General features: G+C 64.6%; 20 protein-coding genes. 12 read left to right on the plus strand and 8 right to left on the minus strand.

Features of this window, described 5'->3' with window-relative positions; translation table 11 throughout:
• Positions 1–105 precede the first annotated feature (105 nt).
• From Q0C17_RS00175 to Q0C17_RS00190, 4 genes are read left to right on the plus strand one after another with little or no spacing between them, the layout of a single operon-like run.
• Positions 106–819, plus strand: coding sequence for a DUF2459 domain-containing protein (locus Q0C17_RS00175; protein WP_291199454.1), 714 nt, complete (start codon positions 106–108; stop codon positions 817–819).
• A complete protein-coding gene (locus Q0C17_RS00180) occupies positions 812–1936 on the plus strand; it encodes an alpha-L-fucosidase (protein ID WP_291199457.1) in 1125 nt (374 codons plus the stop codon). Before Q0C17_RS00175 ends, Q0C17_RS00180 begins: the two co-directional genes overlap by 8 nt.
• Positions 1933–2166: a hypothetical protein gene (locus tag Q0C17_RS00185; RefSeq protein WP_291199460.1), complete on the plus strand. Its 234-nt coding sequence runs from the start codon at positions 1933–1935 to the stop codon at positions 2164–2166. Before Q0C17_RS00180 ends, Q0C17_RS00185 begins: the two co-directional genes overlap by 4 nt.
• 10 nt (positions 2167–2176) lie before the next feature.
• Complete coding sequence (locus tag Q0C17_RS00190) at positions 2177–2959, plus strand: SDR family oxidoreductase (protein ID WP_291199462.1); 783 nt, start codon at positions 2177–2179, stop codon at positions 2957–2959.
• Here the strand turns inward: Q0C17_RS00190 and Q0C17_RS00195 are convergent.
• The 3 genes from Q0C17_RS00195 to Q0C17_RS00205 form a co-directional block, all read right to left on the minus strand.
• On the minus strand, positions 2956–3432 hold the full coding sequence (locus Q0C17_RS00195) for a hypothetical protein (RefSeq protein WP_291199465.1): 477 nt from the start codon (positions 3430–3432) through the stop codon (positions 2956–2958). The two genes, Q0C17_RS00190 and Q0C17_RS00195, sit on opposite strands and share 4 nt — an antisense overlap.
• 127 nt (positions 3433–3559) lie before the next feature.
• On the minus strand, positions 3560–4120 hold the full coding sequence (locus Q0C17_RS00200) for a hypothetical protein (RefSeq protein ID WP_291199468.1): 561 nt from the start codon (positions 4118–4120) through the stop codon (positions 3560–3562).
• On the minus strand, positions 4117–5928 hold the full coding sequence (locus tag Q0C17_RS00205; RefSeq protein WP_291199471.1) for an aminopeptidase P family protein: 1812 nt from the start codon (positions 5926–5928) through the stop codon (positions 4117–4119). The genes Q0C17_RS00200 and Q0C17_RS00205 overlap by 4 nt, the downstream gene beginning before the upstream one ends.
• Before the next feature lie 166 nt (positions 5929–6094).
• Here Q0C17_RS00205 and Q0C17_RS00210 point away from each other — a divergent pair, with 166 nt between their 5' ends.
• Positions 6095–6277: a hypothetical protein gene (locus tag Q0C17_RS00210; protein ID WP_291199474.1), complete on the plus strand. Its 183-nt coding sequence runs from the start codon at positions 6095–6097 to the stop codon at positions 6275–6277.
• A gap of 137 nt (positions 6278–6414) precedes the next feature.
• Here the strand turns inward: Q0C17_RS00210 and Q0C17_RS00215 are convergent, their stop codons facing one another.
• On the minus strand, positions 6415–7272 hold the full coding sequence (locus Q0C17_RS00215; RefSeq protein WP_291199477.1) for a 50S ribosomal protein L11 methyltransferase: 858 nt from the start codon (positions 7270–7272) through the stop codon (positions 6415–6417).
• A gap of 127 nt (positions 7273–7399) precedes the next feature.
• On the opposite strand from Q0C17_RS00215, the gene Q0C17_RS00220 reads away from it, so the two are divergent.
• Positions 7400–7765: a PRC-barrel domain-containing protein gene (locus Q0C17_RS00220; protein WP_291199480.1), complete on the plus strand. Its 366-nt coding sequence runs from the start codon at positions 7400–7402 to the stop codon at positions 7763–7765.
• Between the two features lie 50 nt (positions 7766–7815).
• Here Q0C17_RS00220 and Q0C17_RS00225 read toward each other — a convergent pair whose 3' ends face one another.
• The 3 genes from Q0C17_RS00225 to Q0C17_RS00235 are packed head-to-tail and all read right to left on the minus strand — an operon-like array spanning position 7816 to position 10444.
• Positions 7816–9039 carry an amino acid permease gene (locus tag Q0C17_RS00225; RefSeq protein WP_291199483.1) on the minus strand — a complete coding sequence of 408 codons (1224 nt, stop codon included), beginning with the start codon at positions 9037–9039 and terminating at the stop codon, positions 7816–7818.
• Positions 9036–10067 carry an SRPBCC family protein gene (locus Q0C17_RS00230; RefSeq protein ID WP_291199486.1) on the minus strand — a complete coding sequence of 344 codons (1032 nt, stop codon included), beginning with the start codon at positions 10065–10067 and terminating at the stop codon, positions 9036–9038. The genes Q0C17_RS00225 and Q0C17_RS00230 overlap by 4 nt, the downstream gene beginning before the upstream one ends.
• The gene (locus Q0C17_RS00235) at positions 10067–10444 is read right to left on the minus strand and encodes a DUF1330 domain-containing protein (protein WP_291199489.1); all 378 of its coding nucleotides are present in this window, start codon (positions 10442–10444) and stop codon (positions 10067–10069) included. Before Q0C17_RS00235 ends, Q0C17_RS00230 begins: the two co-directional genes overlap by 1 nt.
• 156 nt (positions 10445–10600) lie before the next feature.
• On the opposite strand from Q0C17_RS00235, the gene Q0C17_RS00240 reads away from it, so the two are divergent.
• From Q0C17_RS00240 to Q0C17_RS00255, 4 genes are all read left to right on the plus strand, one after another.
• Positions 10601–10885: a TM2 domain-containing protein gene (locus Q0C17_RS00240; RefSeq protein ID WP_291199492.1), complete on the plus strand. Its 285-nt coding sequence runs from the start codon at positions 10601–10603 to the stop codon at positions 10883–10885.
• A gap of 149 nt (positions 10886–11034) precedes the next feature.
• On the plus strand, positions 11035–11508 hold the full coding sequence (locus Q0C17_RS00245; RefSeq protein ID WP_291199496.1) for a VOC family protein: 474 nt from the start codon (positions 11035–11037) through the stop codon (positions 11506–11508).
• The gene (locus Q0C17_RS00250; RefSeq protein ID WP_291199498.1) at positions 11505–11840 is read left to right on the plus strand and encodes a metalloregulator ArsR/SmtB family transcription factor; all 336 of its coding nucleotides are present in this window, start codon (positions 11505–11507) and stop codon (positions 11838–11840) included. Before Q0C17_RS00245 ends, Q0C17_RS00250 begins: the two co-directional genes overlap by 4 nt.
• Positions 11837–12295 carry an SRPBCC domain-containing protein gene (locus Q0C17_RS00255; protein ID WP_291199500.1) on the plus strand — a complete coding sequence of 153 codons (459 nt, stop codon included), beginning with the start codon at positions 11837–11839 and terminating at the stop codon, positions 12293–12295. The genes Q0C17_RS00250 and Q0C17_RS00255 overlap by 4 nt, the downstream gene beginning before the upstream one ends.
• On the opposite strand, the gene Q0C17_RS00260 is transcribed toward Q0C17_RS00255, so the two are convergent.
• Positions 12276–12764 carry a GFA family protein gene (locus tag Q0C17_RS00260; RefSeq protein WP_291199503.1) on the minus strand — a complete coding sequence of 163 codons (489 nt, stop codon included), beginning with the start codon at positions 12762–12764 and terminating at the stop codon, positions 12276–12278. The genes Q0C17_RS00255 and Q0C17_RS00260 overlap by 20 nt on opposite strands.
• Positions 12765–12844: 80 nt before the next feature.
• Between Q0C17_RS00260 and Q0C17_RS00265 the strand changes: the two genes are divergently transcribed.
• Positions 12845–13774: a peptidylprolyl isomerase gene (locus Q0C17_RS00265; protein WP_291199506.1), complete on the plus strand. Its 930-nt coding sequence runs from the start codon at positions 12845–12847 to the stop codon at positions 13772–13774.
• A gap of 585 nt (positions 13775–14359) precedes the next feature.
• Positions 14360–15664, plus strand: coding sequence for a hypothetical protein (locus Q0C17_RS00270; protein ID WP_291199509.1), 1305 nt, complete (start codon positions 14360–14362; stop codon positions 15662–15664).
• Positions 15665–15738: the final 74 nt, after the last annotated feature.

The raw sequence follows: 15738 nt of genomic DNA on the forward strand, positions 1-15738 counted from the left end.
TGGAATTATCACAAGAACAAAAGCGGAACAAATGGAATCTTGCTTGCCAGCTGCAATGCGTTCCAGTCTTCTGCCCAAAGGCGAATTGCGGCCGAGGGAGACGGGGTGGACGCAGCCAGATTCCTGTTCACGGGACTACGCTGGTGCGGCCTCGCACTCCTGGCGGCGCTGGTTTGCGCCTTCTGGTATCTCGGCGCGTCCTGGCTCGCGGCGGCGCTGCCACTGAAGGGAAAGGTCGCCCACCTGCCGCCGGCCAAGCCCGCCGCCTTCCTCTGTGAAGCCGCCTTTCACACCGACATCGCCCTGCCGCTCGACGGCGAGGTTATCAACTGGCGCAAGGAATTGCGCGGCCATATCCCGGACTACCTGCCGCGCGACACCTATCTCCTCTTCGGCTGGGGCGACTCGGTCTTCTTCACGAAAGTTCTGTACCCGGAAGACCTGACCGCTTCGCGCGCCCTCTCTGCCCTCGCAGGCATGAACCAGGTCGCCATGCGCATCGTGCCGGTCTACGGCTCGGATGTGCGCGAAGTTTGCAAACCCTTACCCGGCGGACAGCAGACGAAAACCGTTCTTATCGACGAGATCCTGAAAAGCCTGAAGAAAGACGAGGGCGGCGCCTATCGCCCGATCGAGACAAGCGTGCCCGGCGAACTGCTGCTCACTGCCAAGGGCCGCTACAGCCCCTTCAACACCTGCAACCAGTGGACCGCAGCCGCGCTCGGCAAGGCGGGCCTGCCCCGCGCCGCCTTCGCGCCATTTGCGTGGAGCGTGACCGAACCGCTGGAGCGCATCAAAGGAACCACCCCTGATGGCTGACGGAGCAACCCGCCCCTGCCCCGACTGGTATGCAAAGCCCCAGCTTGGTATCTTCATTCACTGGGGCATCTTCACGATCCCCGCCTGGGCGCCGCGCGGGCGGATGATCCACGAGCTCACCGGTGACGATTTCGACATGAGCGCCGTGCTGACGCCCTATTCGGAGTGGTATGCGAACGCCATGCGCGTTGAGGGCAGCGCAACGCGCGACCGCCACAAGCGCCTCTATGGCGACAAGCCATTCACGGATTTCCGGGCAGAGTTCGATGCGGCCGCCGAAGCGTTCGATGCCGATCAGTGGGCGGACTTCTTCGCCGCCAGCGGCGCCACCTATGTTGTCTTCGTCACCAAACACCATGACGGCTATTGCCTCTGGCCAACGGACGTACCCAATCCGCACCGCCCGGGCTGGAACACCGCGCGGGACTTTGTCGGCGAGCTTGGCGAGGCCGTCCGCGCGCGCGGCATGCGCTACGGCCTTTATTATTCTGGCGGCCTCGACTGGACCTTCCGCGACACGCCCATCGCCAATATCGGCGACATGTTCGCGTGCGTGCCGACCGAGGATGATTACCGCCAGTATGCGATGGCGCAATCGAAGGAACTGATCGACCGCTACAAGCCGTCTGTCTTCTGGAACGACATCTGCTGGCCGAGCGGCGAGGATGTACCTCGCCTCATCGACTATTATTACAGCGTCGTGCCGGACGGCGTCGTCAACGACCGGTGGCTCGCCAACGAAGCCTTCTTCAATTCCCTGCGCGACCCCGCCACCCGCGCCGCATTCAATACCATGCTGAAGGCGCGCACCACCGGCGGCCAGCAGGAAGAGACACCCGCACCCTATGCCGATTTCCGCTGCGTGGAGTTCGGCCTCGGCGTCATCCCGAAGGAAATGAAATGGGAGGCCTGCCGCGGCCTCGGCCTCGGCTTTGGCTACAACCAGGATGAATTGCCGGAAGATTATCTCACACCCGCCCAGCTGATTGATCTCTACACGGACGTCACCGTCCAGCGGGGCAACCTACTGATCAATGTAGGTCCGATGGCGGACGGCACCATTCCAGAAATCCAGCAGGCCCCGCTGCGCGCGCTCGGCAAGCGTCTCGGGAAATGACCCGGCTGCAGAAATTCCTGCTCGGCCTTCTGCCGCCGGACCGGCGCGCCGAGGCCGAAGCGGAATCGCGCCGCTGGAAAGTCGTCTGCGCTGCCTGCGGTCAGGCGACCTCCATCTGGGACATGGGCGGCGTCCGCTATGGCGCCACCGGCCGCTCGCTTACCTGGGGCCGCTGCAAAGCCTGCGGCAAGCGGGGCAAGCACCGTGTCGAGCGACACGAAACACACTGAAAGGCAGGATATGATCAACTATGCAGACCAGACCATCCTCGTCACCGGCGGCGCCTCGGGCATCGGCAAGGCGCTGGCCGAAGCCTTCGCGGCGCGCGGCGCCGAGGTCATCATAGCGGACGTGCAGGCCAGCGCCGCTGAGGCCGTCGCTGCCAGCCTGAACGGGCATGCGATCGCCTGCGACCTGTCCGATCCTGCCGCACCCTCAAGCCTCATCGATGCTGCCTGGGCCTGGAGGGGCAAGCTGGACTTTGTCTGCGCCAATGCCGGCACCGGCGTGCGCAATCCCGTCCGGAAGGAAGATTTCGGTCCGGCTACCGAGCGTGTTTTCGCCGTCAACATGCGCGCGCCGATCCTGATGGCTCAGGCCTATGCCGCAAAGCTGGAACCGGCCGGCAGGCGCGGGCGCCTGATGATTACCAGTTCCGAGAATGCCCTCAGCCTGCCGGCAGGTGTACGGCGGAGCCGCATCGGCGCCTATGCCGCATCCAAGCATGGCGTGCTGATCCTTGCCGAATGGCTGCGCGAGGAACTCGCGGGCGCCACCATGGACCTGCATGTCCTCCTGCCCGGCGCCGTCTACACGCCGCTGGTTGCCGCCGGGATCCCGGACCCCGCTCTGGCGCCCAAGGAACTCGGCCTCATCCTGCCGGAACGCTGCGTCGAACTCGCCCTGAAAGGCCTCGATCTCGGCCTCTTCTACATTCCGACGCACGCGCACACCGCAGCAGACATGCAGGCGCGCACGCAAGGCGTGGCTGATGCGCTGAAAGCCCTCGGACTGACGCCCTAGCCCGCGCGTTTCGCCCCTGGCAGCCGCTCGACGACCATCGCCACCGGCCTGCGCCGGGCGCCGTGCCGGCCCTTGAAGCGCACCGCCTCGCCGACACGCGGCGCGCGCTGGAAGGCTGCGACGTCGAAACGCACAAGCCCCTTCACCCGGTCAGACCGGATCAGGCCCACGGCCTTGTAGCGGTCAAAGTGAATCACGTTGCCGGACACCCACTCCTCCGGGTCGAGATCGGGCGCGGCGGCATGGAGCGCAACCGCCTTGGCTGCGGCGCCAGCCGGCAGGGCCGCGGCACCACCGCTGCCAACCTCTGCGACCGTGTGCTTGCGGCGGCCAAGCAGCGCCGCCACCAGCAACACGACGCCGAGCACAACCGCCGTGAACAGCGCTGCCGCGACCGTCAGGCGCACGTTATCACCCCAGGCTGCCGGCAGCATGTCTGCAACCGGCGCCAGTATTGTTTGTATGTCCAACATTGCCTCCCTGGAACGCGCACAGGGATAGTCCGGCGACTCGGTCGCCCAAAGCGCAGGCACCGGATTCAGGGCACAGAAATCAGGCAGCGCCCAAAAATCAGGCAGCGCCAGGCGGCGATTCGAACGGTCAGGTAAGGTCGAGCAGGGTTTCCAGCGCGTCGCCGTCATCGTCAGCTGCGGCGCCTGCCGCGCCTGTTGCATCCGCAAGGTGCAGGCGCAGGAGATGGTTCAGGTCCCGCGCCGCCGCGACTCCCGCATAGGCAAACCAGATAACGCCGATCAGCACCGCAATCATTATGAACAGCGGCACCATCACGACCGCCGGCGGCAGGCTGCGAATCAGGTCACTGACGCTGCCGGGTAGAAACTGGTTGAGCAGCACAAGCACGCCCACCGGCACGGAAATATTGGCCACCAACGTCAGGCGCAGGGCGGAGGCCGCCTGATCCTGGTTGACGGCGCTGCGCACCACGAGGCGGCCGAGCTGGACCGCGTCCAGCCCCGCCACCAGCGGCGCCAGCTTGCGCGCCGCCGCTGAGCGCGTCAGCTGCGTCATCCGGTCAAACCCGGTGCGCTCCGACACACCGCCAAACCATGTCCGGTGCGGCCGCATGAAGGCCCGGTTCGAAAAAATCGGCGCGATCTGGCTCCAGAGGGCTTCGACCGGAACCTTGTCAGCCGAACTCATATCTTCGCGCACGCCACCTTCAGCCAGTCCTTCACCGCGCCGTCGAGCTTGCGGCTCAGCAGCTTCCAGACGCGCTTGTGGTAATCATTGACGTACTTGCGTTCCTCTTTTGAGAGCAGCTTCACGTCGATCAGCCTGCGCGCCAGCGGCGCGAAGGTCAGGCATTCGAAGCCCAGCATCGGAATCTCGCCGCCGGGAATGTCGGCTGCGGGGGTCACGTATTGCAGGTTCTCGATACGGATGCCGTACTGGCCCGCCTTGTAGAATCCGGGTTCGTTGGACACGATCATTCCCGGCATCAGCGGTGTTGCGTTCCAGACTTTCGCGATGCGGTGCGGTCCTTCGTGCACGCCGAGATAAACCCCGACGCCGTGGCCGGTACCGTGCTGGTAGTCCAGCCCCGCCTGGTACAGTGGATGGCGCGCGAGGATGTCGAGGTGCGTTCCGGTCGTGCCCGCCGGAAAACGCACCGTCGCCAGCGCAATGTGCCCCTTCAGCACCAGCGTGTAGTGCTTGACCATATCGTCCGTAGGCTGACCGATCGGCACGGTACGTGTCACGTCGGTCGTGCCGTCGAGATACTGCCCGCCGCTGTCGATCAGGAACAGCGAGCCGCGCGCCAGCTTCCGGTTCGACGCGGTCGACACACGGTAATGCGGCAGCGCCCCGTTCGGCCCTGCACCGGAAATCGACGGAAAAGAGAGGTCATTGAGATTGCCGAGGTCTTCGCGGAAGGCTTCGAGCTTCATCACCGTGTCGATCTCGGTGACCTCGCCGCTCTGCGCTTCGGTGTCCAGCCAATGCAGAAACTTCGTCAGTGCCACGCCGTCGCGCGCATGAGCAGCCGTCGTCCCCTTGATCTCCGCCGCATTCTTGCAGGCGCGCGGGAGCGACACCGGATCGCGCTGACGCAGGATCTTCGCACCCGCTGCGGCCAACCGGTCGAAGAACCAGGCCGAGGCCACATCCGGATCAAGGCTAACCGTCTTTCCCGCAAGTGCGCCAAGCCCGCTCTCAAGCTGCGACAGCGGCCGGAGCGTGACGGAATTGCCAAGGTGCCGTCGTAGCGCGTTGTCGGTCTTTGCCTCATCGATGAACAGTTCTGCCGATCCATCAGCATACAGAATGGCGCGGCCCAACGGCAGCGGCGTGCAACTCACGTCGCCGCCGCGGATGTTGAATGCCCAGGCAAGCGACGCAGGCGAAGTCAACACCGCAGCCTCAGCCCCGTCGCGCGCGAGCTGCGCGCCGACCGATTCAAGCTTGTCGGTATGCGCCGCGCCGGCATGCTTCACGGCGTGCGGCACAACTTTCGCCATCGGCTGCGGTGGGCGGCCTTTCCAGGCCTTGTCGATCGGGTTATCGGCCACCGCCACCAGTTCGGCTCCGGCCTTCGCCGCGGCCGCGCTCAGCGCCGCAACGTCATTCGGGCTCATCAGGCGCGGATCATAGCCTACCCGCTTACCCTTCAGGCTCTGCTTCGCCAGCCAGCCGAACGCGCCGGGATCCGGAATGCCCTGCACCTCGACCAGCGCCGGGTCCGTCTGATCCGCAGCCTGCAGCGTGTAGCGCCCGTCGGCGAACAGCACGGCCTTGTCCGTGAATACGAAGGCCGCTCCGAACGAGCCTGTAAACCCGGTCGCCCATGCCAGGCGCTCGTTCGCATCCGGCAGATACTCGTTCTGATACTCGTCGTCGTGCGGCACATAGAGGCCATCGAGGCCCTGTCCGGAAAGTTCACGGCGAAGAAGCGGAAGGTGGGCGCGGCCGTCTTGCGGGCCGCCCTTGATGTCGAATGTCTGTCTCATGCTCTTCGTCTTAAACCGATGCGCCGCTGCCGGAAAGCAAGTGAGATATGCAATATTTCATGGCAAATCGCGCATTGCCATACTGTTTTGTTTGCCGGTCACCCTATATAGCCCGCACACGAACAAATGCTGCACCGCAGCAATATAATGTAAACAAGGTACTAAGATGAAATTCGACTTCGACATCCGCCCCTCCGCCGAAATCCCGGCCCGTGAGGCGCTGCGGCCGATCGAGGGCAACGAAATCGGTGCACAGGTCCGCCTTTCGGCCCCGCATGCCTTACCGGTTTCCGAACTCGGCCTGCTCGTTCGCCGCCAGGCCCGCCTCACCCGCCGCGCCACGCGCTAGGCGCAACTCCCCGCCGTCCCGGACTTGAGCCCGGGCCGGTGTGCTGCATCGCAGACCGGCGAGACTCCCCCCTCTCACCCGCCGGTGCGATCCCCTCGCCGCCCGCCCCGACTCCCAGGGGTGCGGCGGGGAGGGCTCTAGCCCTTCTTCGCAAACACCAGAGTCGACCAGCCGTCGCGCTTGATGCGCTTCTGGAACAGCATCCCGTGTCCCTCGAACGCCGCGCGGACAGGGCCAGCCTGATGGTGAAGGAGCCCTGACAGGATTATCGCCGCGCCCGGCGCCGACAGGCGCTGTATTTCCGGCGCAAGCCCGATGAGCGGCTTCATCAGGATGTTTGCAAACACCGTGTCATACGGCCCCAGCCGGCGCATGTTCGGCGTATTCGCCCCGCGCACATGGTGAACGAAGAACCGGCTCACCTTGTTCTTGCGCGCGTTCTCCCGCGCGACGAACACCGAGTCCCGGTCAATGTCACTCCCCGTCGCGAGTTCTGCGCCCACTTTAAGCGCCGCAATCGCCAGCACGCCGGAACCTGTACCGAGGTCCAGTACCCGGCCGACCTTGCGCCGCCGGCGCACATCCGCCAGCGCCAGGAGGCAGCCCAGCGTCGTGCCGTGATGTCCCGTGCCGAAGGCCGGCCCAGCCTCGATCAGCACCGCCGTCTTGCCCGGGGAAGTCGCGGCCAACGCATGGCTGCCGACCACCACGAACCGTCCGGCATTCACTGGTGGCAGACCCTCCAGCGACAGGGTGACCCAGTCACGCTCGACGATCTCATCGATCCGCGCCGTCAGCTCCGGCGCCGCCTCGTTGATCAAGGCAACGCATTCCTCCGCCTCTTCCAGCGTCTCGGAAAACGCATCGAGTCGCCAGGCGCCGCGCGCATCTTCCTTCGAATCCACGGCGCCGGCCGGCGACGGGTCTGCCCAGGCAAGCGCCTCCCAGGCGGTTTCAATCGGCCCACGCGGGCCCTTTGCGGTGATCTGGTACATGGGCGCGGGCGTTAGCAGGGCCGGGCGGGATTGGAAAGACTGCAGCGAACCTGAAGGGGAGTTAACGCAACCCCGGGGAGCCAAGGGCGTTGGTCGTGCATCTGCAACTCAGTAAAGGAGCATAAGCATGCCTACTCAAACTGGCCACACCACCGCCATCCGTGCCAGCCGCACCATCGGCACCAGCGTCTACAACACGCAGGGCGAAAAAATCGGCAAGATCGAAGACGTGGTCCTCAACAAGACTGACAACTCGATCATGTTCGCGGTCGTCGGCTTCGGCGGCTTCCTCGGCATCGGAGAGAAGTATCACCCCGTGCCATGGTCGAGCCTCAACTTCAGCAAGGACCGCGACGGCTATGTCGTGCCGTTCACCAAGGAACAGCTCCAGGCGGCCCCGGCGGACGGTATCCAGGAACTGACCCGCAATGACGGGCAGGCCACGCGCGACGCGACCTACAAGTACTACAATGTAAAGCCTTACTGGATGTAATATCCGTACACGGCTGAATGAAGGGCGGAAGCGAAAGCTGCCGCCCTTTTTCATGCGGAGAGAGCGGACCACCCAATCCATGCCGACGCGAGAGCCCCGAATACCCCAATACACCGCGCGGCCCATCTGAGATCCTTGCGCGCGACTGCTCCGGCAAACCGGATCAAGGCAAGTGAACAGAGGATATAGATCAGCAGGAATACGTAGACGGTTATGTCCGCGATCAGGCTGAACTGTGCGACGAGGTCCGGCGTCAGAGTCAGAAACGCGACGAGGCTCATCAACACTCCCATAACGATGAGGTCTCGCCTGGGCGCGGCGCCCGGCGCTGTGCTGGAGAATTGCTTCGGCAGGAATCCCCGCCGTCCGCCCGCCTGCCCCGTCTCGCCTCCGACATAGATCCAGCCCGCCGTGCACCCGATCGTCCGCGCGAACGCCGCGCAGGCCACCAACACGCTCGCCACAGACCCTGCAACGGACCCGATGACGTCGGCGAAAGGTGCTGACGATTTCGCCAGCTCCGCCGCCGGCATCAGGCCGAACAGCGCTGTTGTCGCCAGCGCATAGACGACCGCCGCAATCGCGACGCCCCCGGCCGCCGCAATTGCGATATTGCGTTTCGGATGGCGCACGCGACCAGCAATTGCATTGGCGCTTTCCAGCCCCAGGAACGCCCAGAAGATCGAAAGCAATGTTGGTGGCAGCGCGTCGCCCAGAGGCGCACCGCTGACATTCCAGGAGGCGGCGAATACATCGACGTCAAATCCCGCAAATCCGATGACGATAGCCGCCGCAATCGGCGCCAGGCCGATCGCCAGCGTTGCCGACGACATCCGCCCGACAAAGCGCGGCCCCGCGAGCGCGCACCCGACCAGTACCCAGATCGTCAACAGTATCGCGAAGAAGCGTTGCGCCGTATCCAGCACCACGCCAAATATCGCCGCGCCATACCCCACAGCAACGATGGCAATCGCCACATTGCCGATAAAGCAGGCCGCCCAGTATGCCGCCCAGGCCACGAACCCGAACGCCGGATGAAAGGCCGCACCCGGATATTCTGTCAACGTCTCGGTCTCGTCCCGCATCCTGCCCAGAAAGGCGAAAACCAGCGCCAGTACGATGGCGATCACCGCCGCCACTCCCCACGCAATCAGGCTCGCCGATCCGACCGAGGCGAGCACTGCTGGCAGAAGGAACACACCGGAACCAATCATGTTGCCCGCCACGATCGCCATCGCGAGCGCCGGGCCGATCTGCTTTGCGGTGTCGTTCAAGCAGGGTACCCGGCATCGCGGCGCAGCCTTGCCTGGAACCAGGCGACTGCACCCTCATGCCGGGGCGAAAGCGGTCCTGCCTTGTAGGCGCCGCTGACGATGTTCCGGTGCACGATCTCGCACATCTTCAGGTCTTCGTCCGTCACGGCGTCTGATAGTTTCAACATGTCTTCGAGCTCCCCGCCCCGCGCCGGATCAAAAAAGTAGAGATAGTCCAGCCGCGTCTCTTCTGGCCCGACGGGGGAGATGCGCTCCATCATCACGCCATGCTCGTAGACATTGATCCCCAGCCACGGCCAAGCCCAGGCCCAGTACCCCGTGTAAACATTGTCCGCCTTGCGCGACGGGGCGCGGTGCACGGCGATGTCGCCTTCCATGTGCACCGTGTATTTCGAGGAATCGATCTCCGCATCGAGTCCCGGATGGATCAGCGGGACGTGATATCCTTCGAGATAGTTCTCGACATAGGCCTTCCAGTCGCACTTGATCCGATGCGAGCGGCGCAGTGCATAGGGTTGCACGGTTTGATCCGTCCACGACGCATCCACAGGCGCCATCATCTGGCGGATGGGCGGCGCAGCTGCACTCAGTGTCACGAACAGGAAGCCCCGCCAGGTTTCCATCCGTACCGGCGTCAGCCCGTGCTCGCGCGGGTCAAACCCTTCTGCTGCGCCGAAATCCCGCGCCGATTGAAGCCGGCCTTCGAAAGTGAAGCGCCAGCCATGATACTGGCAGGTGATCGCGCCCTCGCAATGCCCGTCGGACGTCATCGCGAGCGGTCCCGCCCGGTGCGGGCACACATTGTGGAACGCCCGCACCACGCCGTCCTCGCCGCGTACGGCGATGATGGACCGCCCGGCCAAATCATCCGTCAGGAAATCACCGGCCTTGGCCAGCATGTTCTCGTGCCCGATGAGCCGCCAGGACCTGGCGAACACGGTCTCTCGCTCCAGCGCGAAAATCTCTGCCCGCCCGTAGAGCGAAGGGGCCAGTGCCCGCGCCGCCGATTTGCCCGTCCCATCTGCCATCAGGGCACTACGCCTTCGACGATCATCAGGCGCGACCTTGTATTGTCCGTTCGCAGATGAACGATCGCGGCATATTCCGGCGATTCCAGGAACGCCTTGGCCGCGTCAAGGCTCGGATATTCCAGAATGACCATACGTCCTGCAGGCGGCGCCCCTTCCCGCGCCTCAGACTTGCCACCCCGCACAAGGTACCTGCCGCCGGCTGCCGCCACCATTGGCGCAACGGCCGCCTTGTAGCCCTCATAGGCCTCCGGGTTCGTCACCTCGATCTCCACGATCACATAACCCTTCGGCGTCGCAGCAACTTCCGCCGCCGGCGCGCTCGCGCAGCCTGCTGCCAGAATGAATGCCGCCAGCGCGGCAAGACCTGCCCTCATGTCCTCGTCCTCCCGGCCGAAAGCAGGCCTCATTCCGCGCGCCTGCGCAACGGGTCCCGGGCCGGAATCCGCATTTTTCAAGCCAGCCCCTTTAAACCCCGGCCAAAAAGGACTATCTGTTTATCGATAAGAATAAGGAGCCCCACCGGGACCGCCATGTACACGACCGAAGACCAGATCCTAATCGAAACGCGCGTTGCCAACGAAAAGAAAAGCGCTGGCGCCGCATACTTCCTATGGTTCTTCCTCGGCTTCCTATCGGCGCACCGCTTTTACCTGGGCAAACCGATCACAGCCATTCTACAGATTTGCTCATATTTTCTCATTATCGGCTTCGTCTGGTGGGTCGTGGACCTTTTCCTCATCCCCGGCATCATCCGTGACAAGATGGACGAAACCCGCGGCCGCATGACCCGCGACATGCGCCGGTACGCTTACTGATCCGCGTTCTCAGCCCCGCGCCCACTTTAGTCCGCTCATTCCCGCTCAAGCGAAGATGAGAGCTTCAGCTTGTCAGACTCTTCTCTTCCGACTTGACTATATATTTCTACAATAGTAGAAATATTGTCAATACCTGGAAGGATAATCCGATGTCCGAATTTGACCGCCCCAAGGGCCTCGCCAGCGCGCTTTGCTATGGCGATCCCAACGCCGCCTTTCTCTGGCTCGAGGAGGCGTTCGGCTTCGAGCCCTACATGGTCCTGCTCGACGAGAATGACAAAATTGCCCATTCGGAAATGTCTTTCGGCACCGGCTTCATCATGGTCGGCAGCGAATGGTCCGAGAACCATAGTAGCCCGAAGAACATCGGCCTGAAGAACACCCAGACCGTCCATGTCCAGCTCGGAAAGGGCGAGGACATTGACGCCCACTGCGCCCGCGCCCGCAAGGCCGGCGCCGAAATCCTGCAGGAGCCGGACACGCAGTTCTACGGCGACCGGACCTACCGCGCGCGCGACCCCGAAGGGCATATCTGGACCTTCGGCGTCACCGTGATGGAGATGTCCTCCGCCGACTGGGACAAGGCCTCCGGCGGCGCGCTCCGTACACTGACACGCCTGTGAAACCTCGCCCGAACCTTGATGCCACGCTGACCGCGCTCGCCGATCCGGACCGGCGGCGGGCCATCGAACTGCTCGGCAAGGCGCCGCGCCGCGCCGGGGAACTCGCCGAAGCGCTTGGCCTGCCTGCGCCTGCGATGAGCCGCCACCTGCGCATCCTCAAGCAGGGCGGCCTGGTCGAGGAAACGCATCCGGAGTTCGATGCCCGCGTGCGCATCTACACGCTGAAGGAGGGCGGCATGGCCGATCTCAAGCTCTGGCTCGCCGATACAGAGACGCTCTGGGCCACGCAGCCAACGGCCTTCAAAGTTCACCTGGAGAAGAAGCGTAAGTGAGCGCTGTCCTCGTCGCCATTCGCGTGCCCGCCGCACCGGAGGATGCGTTCGATGCGTTCACGGATGATATCGGCCTCTGGTGGCGCCCCAGCGCCCTGTTCCTGCTGACCCCGCGCGGCGACGGCACGCTCAGCTTCGACGGCGAGAGGCGCCTCATCACCACGCTTGCCAGCGGCAAGGTCTTCGAAATCGGCCGCGTCACCGCCTGGCAGCGCGGCGCCCGCCTCGCCTTCACCTGGCGTCAGGCAACCTTCACACCGGACCAGATCACCTGCGTCGAGGTCACCTTTGAAGCCATTGGCGAAGACACCCGCGTCACGGTCACCCATCGCGGCTGGGACACCATCCCGCAGGAACACGTCGCCCGCCACGGCTTCCCGCTTCAGGCCACGCAAGGCCACCTCGCCAATGGCTGGCGCGCGAGCCTCGCCGCGCTCAGGGATAGATTTCGCTGAACCGCGCCCACAGCGCCGGCCGGGTCGTCTGGAAACTTTCCACTGCAATTGCATCTTCCGCCGCCACGGCATCGGCCGCCGCATACTCGATGAAGATGTGCGAGGTGGGGACCGCCCAGGTGCTGTCGTCCAACGTGCCCGCGCAGAGGATCACGAGGTCCGGCGCCACCGCCGGCAAGTGCCACATCCGCGTGCCGCACACCGCGCAGCGCTCGACGGGAATCGCATTGCCGCTGCCGCCGGTCCGCGTGAACACATCACGCGCGCCGCCGCTCACCTGCAGCGCGTCCTTCGCCACATGCAGGTACAGGCCGAACGGGCCGCCCGCGAGGCGCTTGCAGTCATCGCAATGGCACGCATTCACCGCCATTGGCCGCGCCGTCACCCCATAGCGCACGGCGCCGCAATGGCACCCGCCTTCCATCGGCAACTTCGGCAAGGGCGGACGGTTCAGGGCAATGCGCTTCATGCGCCATGAATAGGCCGCACACGCCGCCTAATCAATCGAAGCGGATTGACGCCGCCCGCACTCCGGAGAACAGTTCGCCCATGACACGCGCCCTCGCTTTTGCCGCCCTCGCCCTCGCCGCCTGTACCGGCGTTCCCGTCTCCCTCGCCGAGACCCCCGCAACGCCCGCGGCTGCCAATAGCTGGCGGACCGTCGACCCGGACAATCTCATCATCCTCGACGCGCCGACCGGCCAGGTCGCGATCGAGCTCTTCCCGGAAGCGGCCCCTGCCCATGTCGCGCGGATGCGTGAACTCCTGGCCGAAGGCTTCTATGACGGCGAATTCTTCTACCGCGTCATCGACGGCCACGTCGCCCAGGCCGGCCGCGAATTTCCGATGGCCAGCAATGCATGGCCCAACGTGCCGCTGGAGGCTGAGCGGGCCGTTTCCGTCGACGGCTTTGTTCCGCTCGGCAATGCAGACCTCTTCGCCCCTGAGGCCGGCCACCGGTCCGGCTTCGCGGTCGGGCGCGATGGCGGCCAGGAATGGCTCCTCAACTGTCCCGGCGCCCTCGGCATGGCGCGCGACGAGTCGCCCGATACGGGCAGCACGGAAATCTACTTCCCCCTCCAGCCGCGCCGCTACCTCGATCGCAACTATACGATCTTCGGCCGCATTATTGACGGCATGGAGCACATCCACCGCCTGCCGCGTGTTGATCCGTTTACGGAAGAGGAAGCGAACGCCCTGTTCGGCGAGGACGAACCCCTCGCCTACCAGATGGCTATGTTCCGCCGCTCGAAGCTGAACTTCAACGCCGTCTTTGCAGCAAAGCTCGCCTCCGCTATCCCGGAAGCCGAACGCCCCGTCTACGAAGTGATGGACACTTCGTCCGAAGAATGGGCCGCCTTGAAGGAGTCGAAGCGCGACTATTCCAAGGTCCCCGCCTTCATCGCCCCGCCAATCAACAAGCTGGATATCTGCTCGCTGCCCGTCCCGGCCCGGCTGGTCGGCCCGGTCTTCGAATAGGCGGGCCTCAGCCCGGCGCTGCCTGCGCCTGGCCCTGCAACCGGTTGATCGCGGGTCCATGCTCCTCATCGCGCCATAGCCTGCAGATCTGGCGCGCCACTCCGGTAGAGCTGACGAACAGTCACAGACCATTGTGTTGGGCAGGAAGCTCGAGCCGGTGAACGTCCAACGTTCCTTCGGCGCACGTCGGCCGCCGTCAGAATCCGCGAACGCCTGCACAGCAACATAATCCTGTCCGGGAACCAGATGTCTGAGCGGTGGCGTCGGCGAAGTCTGCATCAGCCTGCATGTTCTTGCGGTGTTGCCGGCATCGCCGTCGCTGACGCCATATTGGGCGCGCGTGTACAGCGGCTGGTAACCGGCGCAACCTTACGCATTTATAATCTGTCCCATTCCCTACAGGATTCAGGGCGTTAGCCCGCGCCCGCCCGCCCCCGCGCAGAAACCAGCCCGGCCCCGCCTTGCCAGCTTACAGGCGCCATAGTTTCGTCACCGTCAGCAGCGCGGGGCATGGGCGCCTCGTGTTCGGATCGGGACGGACCCGATGGTGGCGGGTCCGAACGGAAGGCGACGGGGCAAGTGACAATGGCGTTTGAAGGCAAGGCACAGGTGGCGGAGAAGCCCGCCGAATTCGAGGCGCGCCAGACCGGGCGGCGCTGTTTCGTCATCCTCCCCTATGCAGCGCCGAGTACGCCCGGCACACCGGCCATAGACTTTGACGCCGTCTTCCACGAGATCATCCAGCCGGTCGCCGAGGATCTCGACCTCGACTGTATCCGCTCCGACCGGGTCAGCCGGTCCGGCCTCATCCACCGCGAGATGGTGGAGAACATCATCGACGCAGATGTGGTGATCGCCGACATCACGCTCGGCTCGCCGGACATCTTCTTCGAACTCGGCATCCGCCAGGCCGCGCGCCGCGCGGGCACTGTCGTCATGTGCCATTCCGGCAGCAATGAGGATTTCAACATTACCGGTGTTCGCGCGCTGGACTATGAACTTCCTCCCGAAGGCGCTCCCGCCCGCGCGCAAATCCTGGCCGACTGCCGCGCCCTGCTGCGCACCCACATCAAGAACAGCCTTGACAACCGCGCGACGGATTCAATCGTCCATTCATTGATCCCGGGCATCTCTATCCGCCTGCCGGATCGTCCGCTCCCGGAGCGTCGCTACCACGTCTACAAGCTCGGCCTTGCCGGCATGACTGGCCCGAAGGCCGCCCGCCAGATCGAGATCATCACCGGCGACATCGCCGACATTGACGATATCGACGTCTGGGTGAACCCCGAGAACACGCGCATGGAACTCGCGCGGCTGCATGACAGCTCCATCTCAGCCACCATCCGCTATCTCGGCTCGCGCCGCGACCGGCACGGTTTCGTGCGCGACGACGCGATCACACGCCTGCTGCGCAGCAAGGTCGGCGCCAGCCACCGCACCGGCATCGAGCCCGCCACCACGATGCTCACCAGCGCCGGCGCCCTCGCCCGCACCAACAAGGTGAAGCTCCTTGTCCACGTCGCCGCCCATCAGGGTGAGCCCGGCCGCGGTTACCAGCTGATTGGCGCCTACCGCAAATGCGTCACCAACGCGCTCGCCGCCGTCGACCAGCATAATGCCGGCTTCAGCGCCAAGCTAAACGCGAAGTCCGCCCTGCGGTCGGTCCTCCTGCCCCTCTTCGGTGCCCGTTCGCCCGGAGAATCGCCCCACGAGCGCGTGCAGGGCCTGATCCACGCCGCACACCAGTACCTGCTCCATTCGGCCGACACACGGATCGAGCGCGTCGCCTTCCTCGCCTGGACCCAGGTGGACCTTGAGCTCTGCCAAGCGGCCCTTCACCGCCTCGGCCTGAAACCCGCCGGCGCCCCCAGAGGCCCCGGCAAGGCCTGACAAGCGGGCGAAATTCCCTCCACAGGCGAACGCTTGTTGTGCAATTCGCAGGCGCGCATATGTGCACATCTTGC

This window comes from Hyphomonas sp., assembly GCF_022844445.1.
Lineage (GTDB): Bacteria > Pseudomonadota > Alphaproteobacteria > Caulobacterales > Hyphomonadaceae > Hyphomonas.

Excerpts from the sequence above, each read along its gene's own strand:
- Q0C17_RS00235 (WP_291199489.1), bottom strand. The coding sequence starts at position 10,444 with ATGAGGGCAGGTCTTGCCGCGCTGGCGGCATTCATTCTGGCAGCAGGC.
- Q0C17_RS00180 (WP_291199457.1), top strand. The coding sequence starts at position 812 with ATGGCTGACGGAGCAACCCGCCCCTGCCCCGACTGGTATGCAAAGCCC.
- Q0C17_RS00190 (WP_291199462.1), top strand. The coding sequence starts at position 2,177 with ATGATCAACTATGCAGACCAGACCATCCTCGTCACCGGCGGCGCCTCG.
- Q0C17_RS00205 (WP_291199471.1), bottom strand. The coding sequence starts at position 5,928 with ATGAGACAGACATTCGACATCAAGGGCGGCCCGCAAGACGGCCGCGCC.
- Q0C17_RS00245 (WP_291199496.1), top strand. The coding sequence starts at position 11,035 with ATGTCCGAATTTGACCGCCCCAAGGGCCTCGCCAGCGCGCTTTGCTAT.
- Q0C17_RS00265 (WP_291199506.1), top strand. The coding sequence starts at position 12,845 with ATGACACGCGCCCTCGCTTTTGCCGCCCTCGCCCTCGCCGCCTGTACC.
- Q0C17_RS00270 (WP_291199509.1), top strand. The coding sequence starts at position 14,360 with ATGGCGTTTGAAGGCAAGGCACAGGTGGCGGAGAAGCCCGCCGAATTC.
- Q0C17_RS00210 (WP_291199474.1), top strand. The coding sequence starts at position 6,095 with ATGAAATTCGACTTCGACATCCGCCCCTCCGCCGAAATCCCGGCCCGT.
- Q0C17_RS00230 (WP_291199486.1), bottom strand. The coding sequence starts at position 10,067 with ATGGCAGATGGGACGGGCAAATCGGCGGCGCGGGCACTGGCCCCTTCG.
- Q0C17_RS00220 (WP_291199480.1), top strand. The coding sequence starts at position 7,400 with ATGCCTACTCAAACTGGCCACACCACCGCCATCCGTGCCAGCCGCACC.
- Q0C17_RS00215 (WP_291199477.1), bottom strand. The coding sequence starts at position 7,272 with ATGTACCAGATCACCGCAAAGGGCCCGCGTGGGCCGATTGAAACCGCC.
- Q0C17_RS00185 (WP_291199460.1), top strand. The coding sequence starts at position 1,933 with ATGACCCGGCTGCAGAAATTCCTGCTCGGCCTTCTGCCGCCGGACCGG.
- Q0C17_RS00200 (WP_291199468.1), bottom strand. The coding sequence starts at position 4,120 with ATGAGTTCGGCTGACAAGGTTCCGGTCGAAGCCCTCTGGAGCCAGATC.
- Q0C17_RS00240 (WP_291199492.1), top strand. The coding sequence starts at position 10,601 with ATGTACACGACCGAAGACCAGATCCTAATCGAAACGCGCGTTGCCAAC.
- Q0C17_RS00195 (WP_291199465.1), bottom strand. The coding sequence starts at position 3,432 with ATGTTGGACATACAAACAATACTGGCGCCGGTTGCAGACATGCTGCCG.
- Q0C17_RS00260 (WP_291199503.1), bottom strand. The coding sequence starts at position 12,764 with ATGAAGCGCATTGCCCTGAACCGTCCGCCCTTGCCGAAGTTGCCGATG.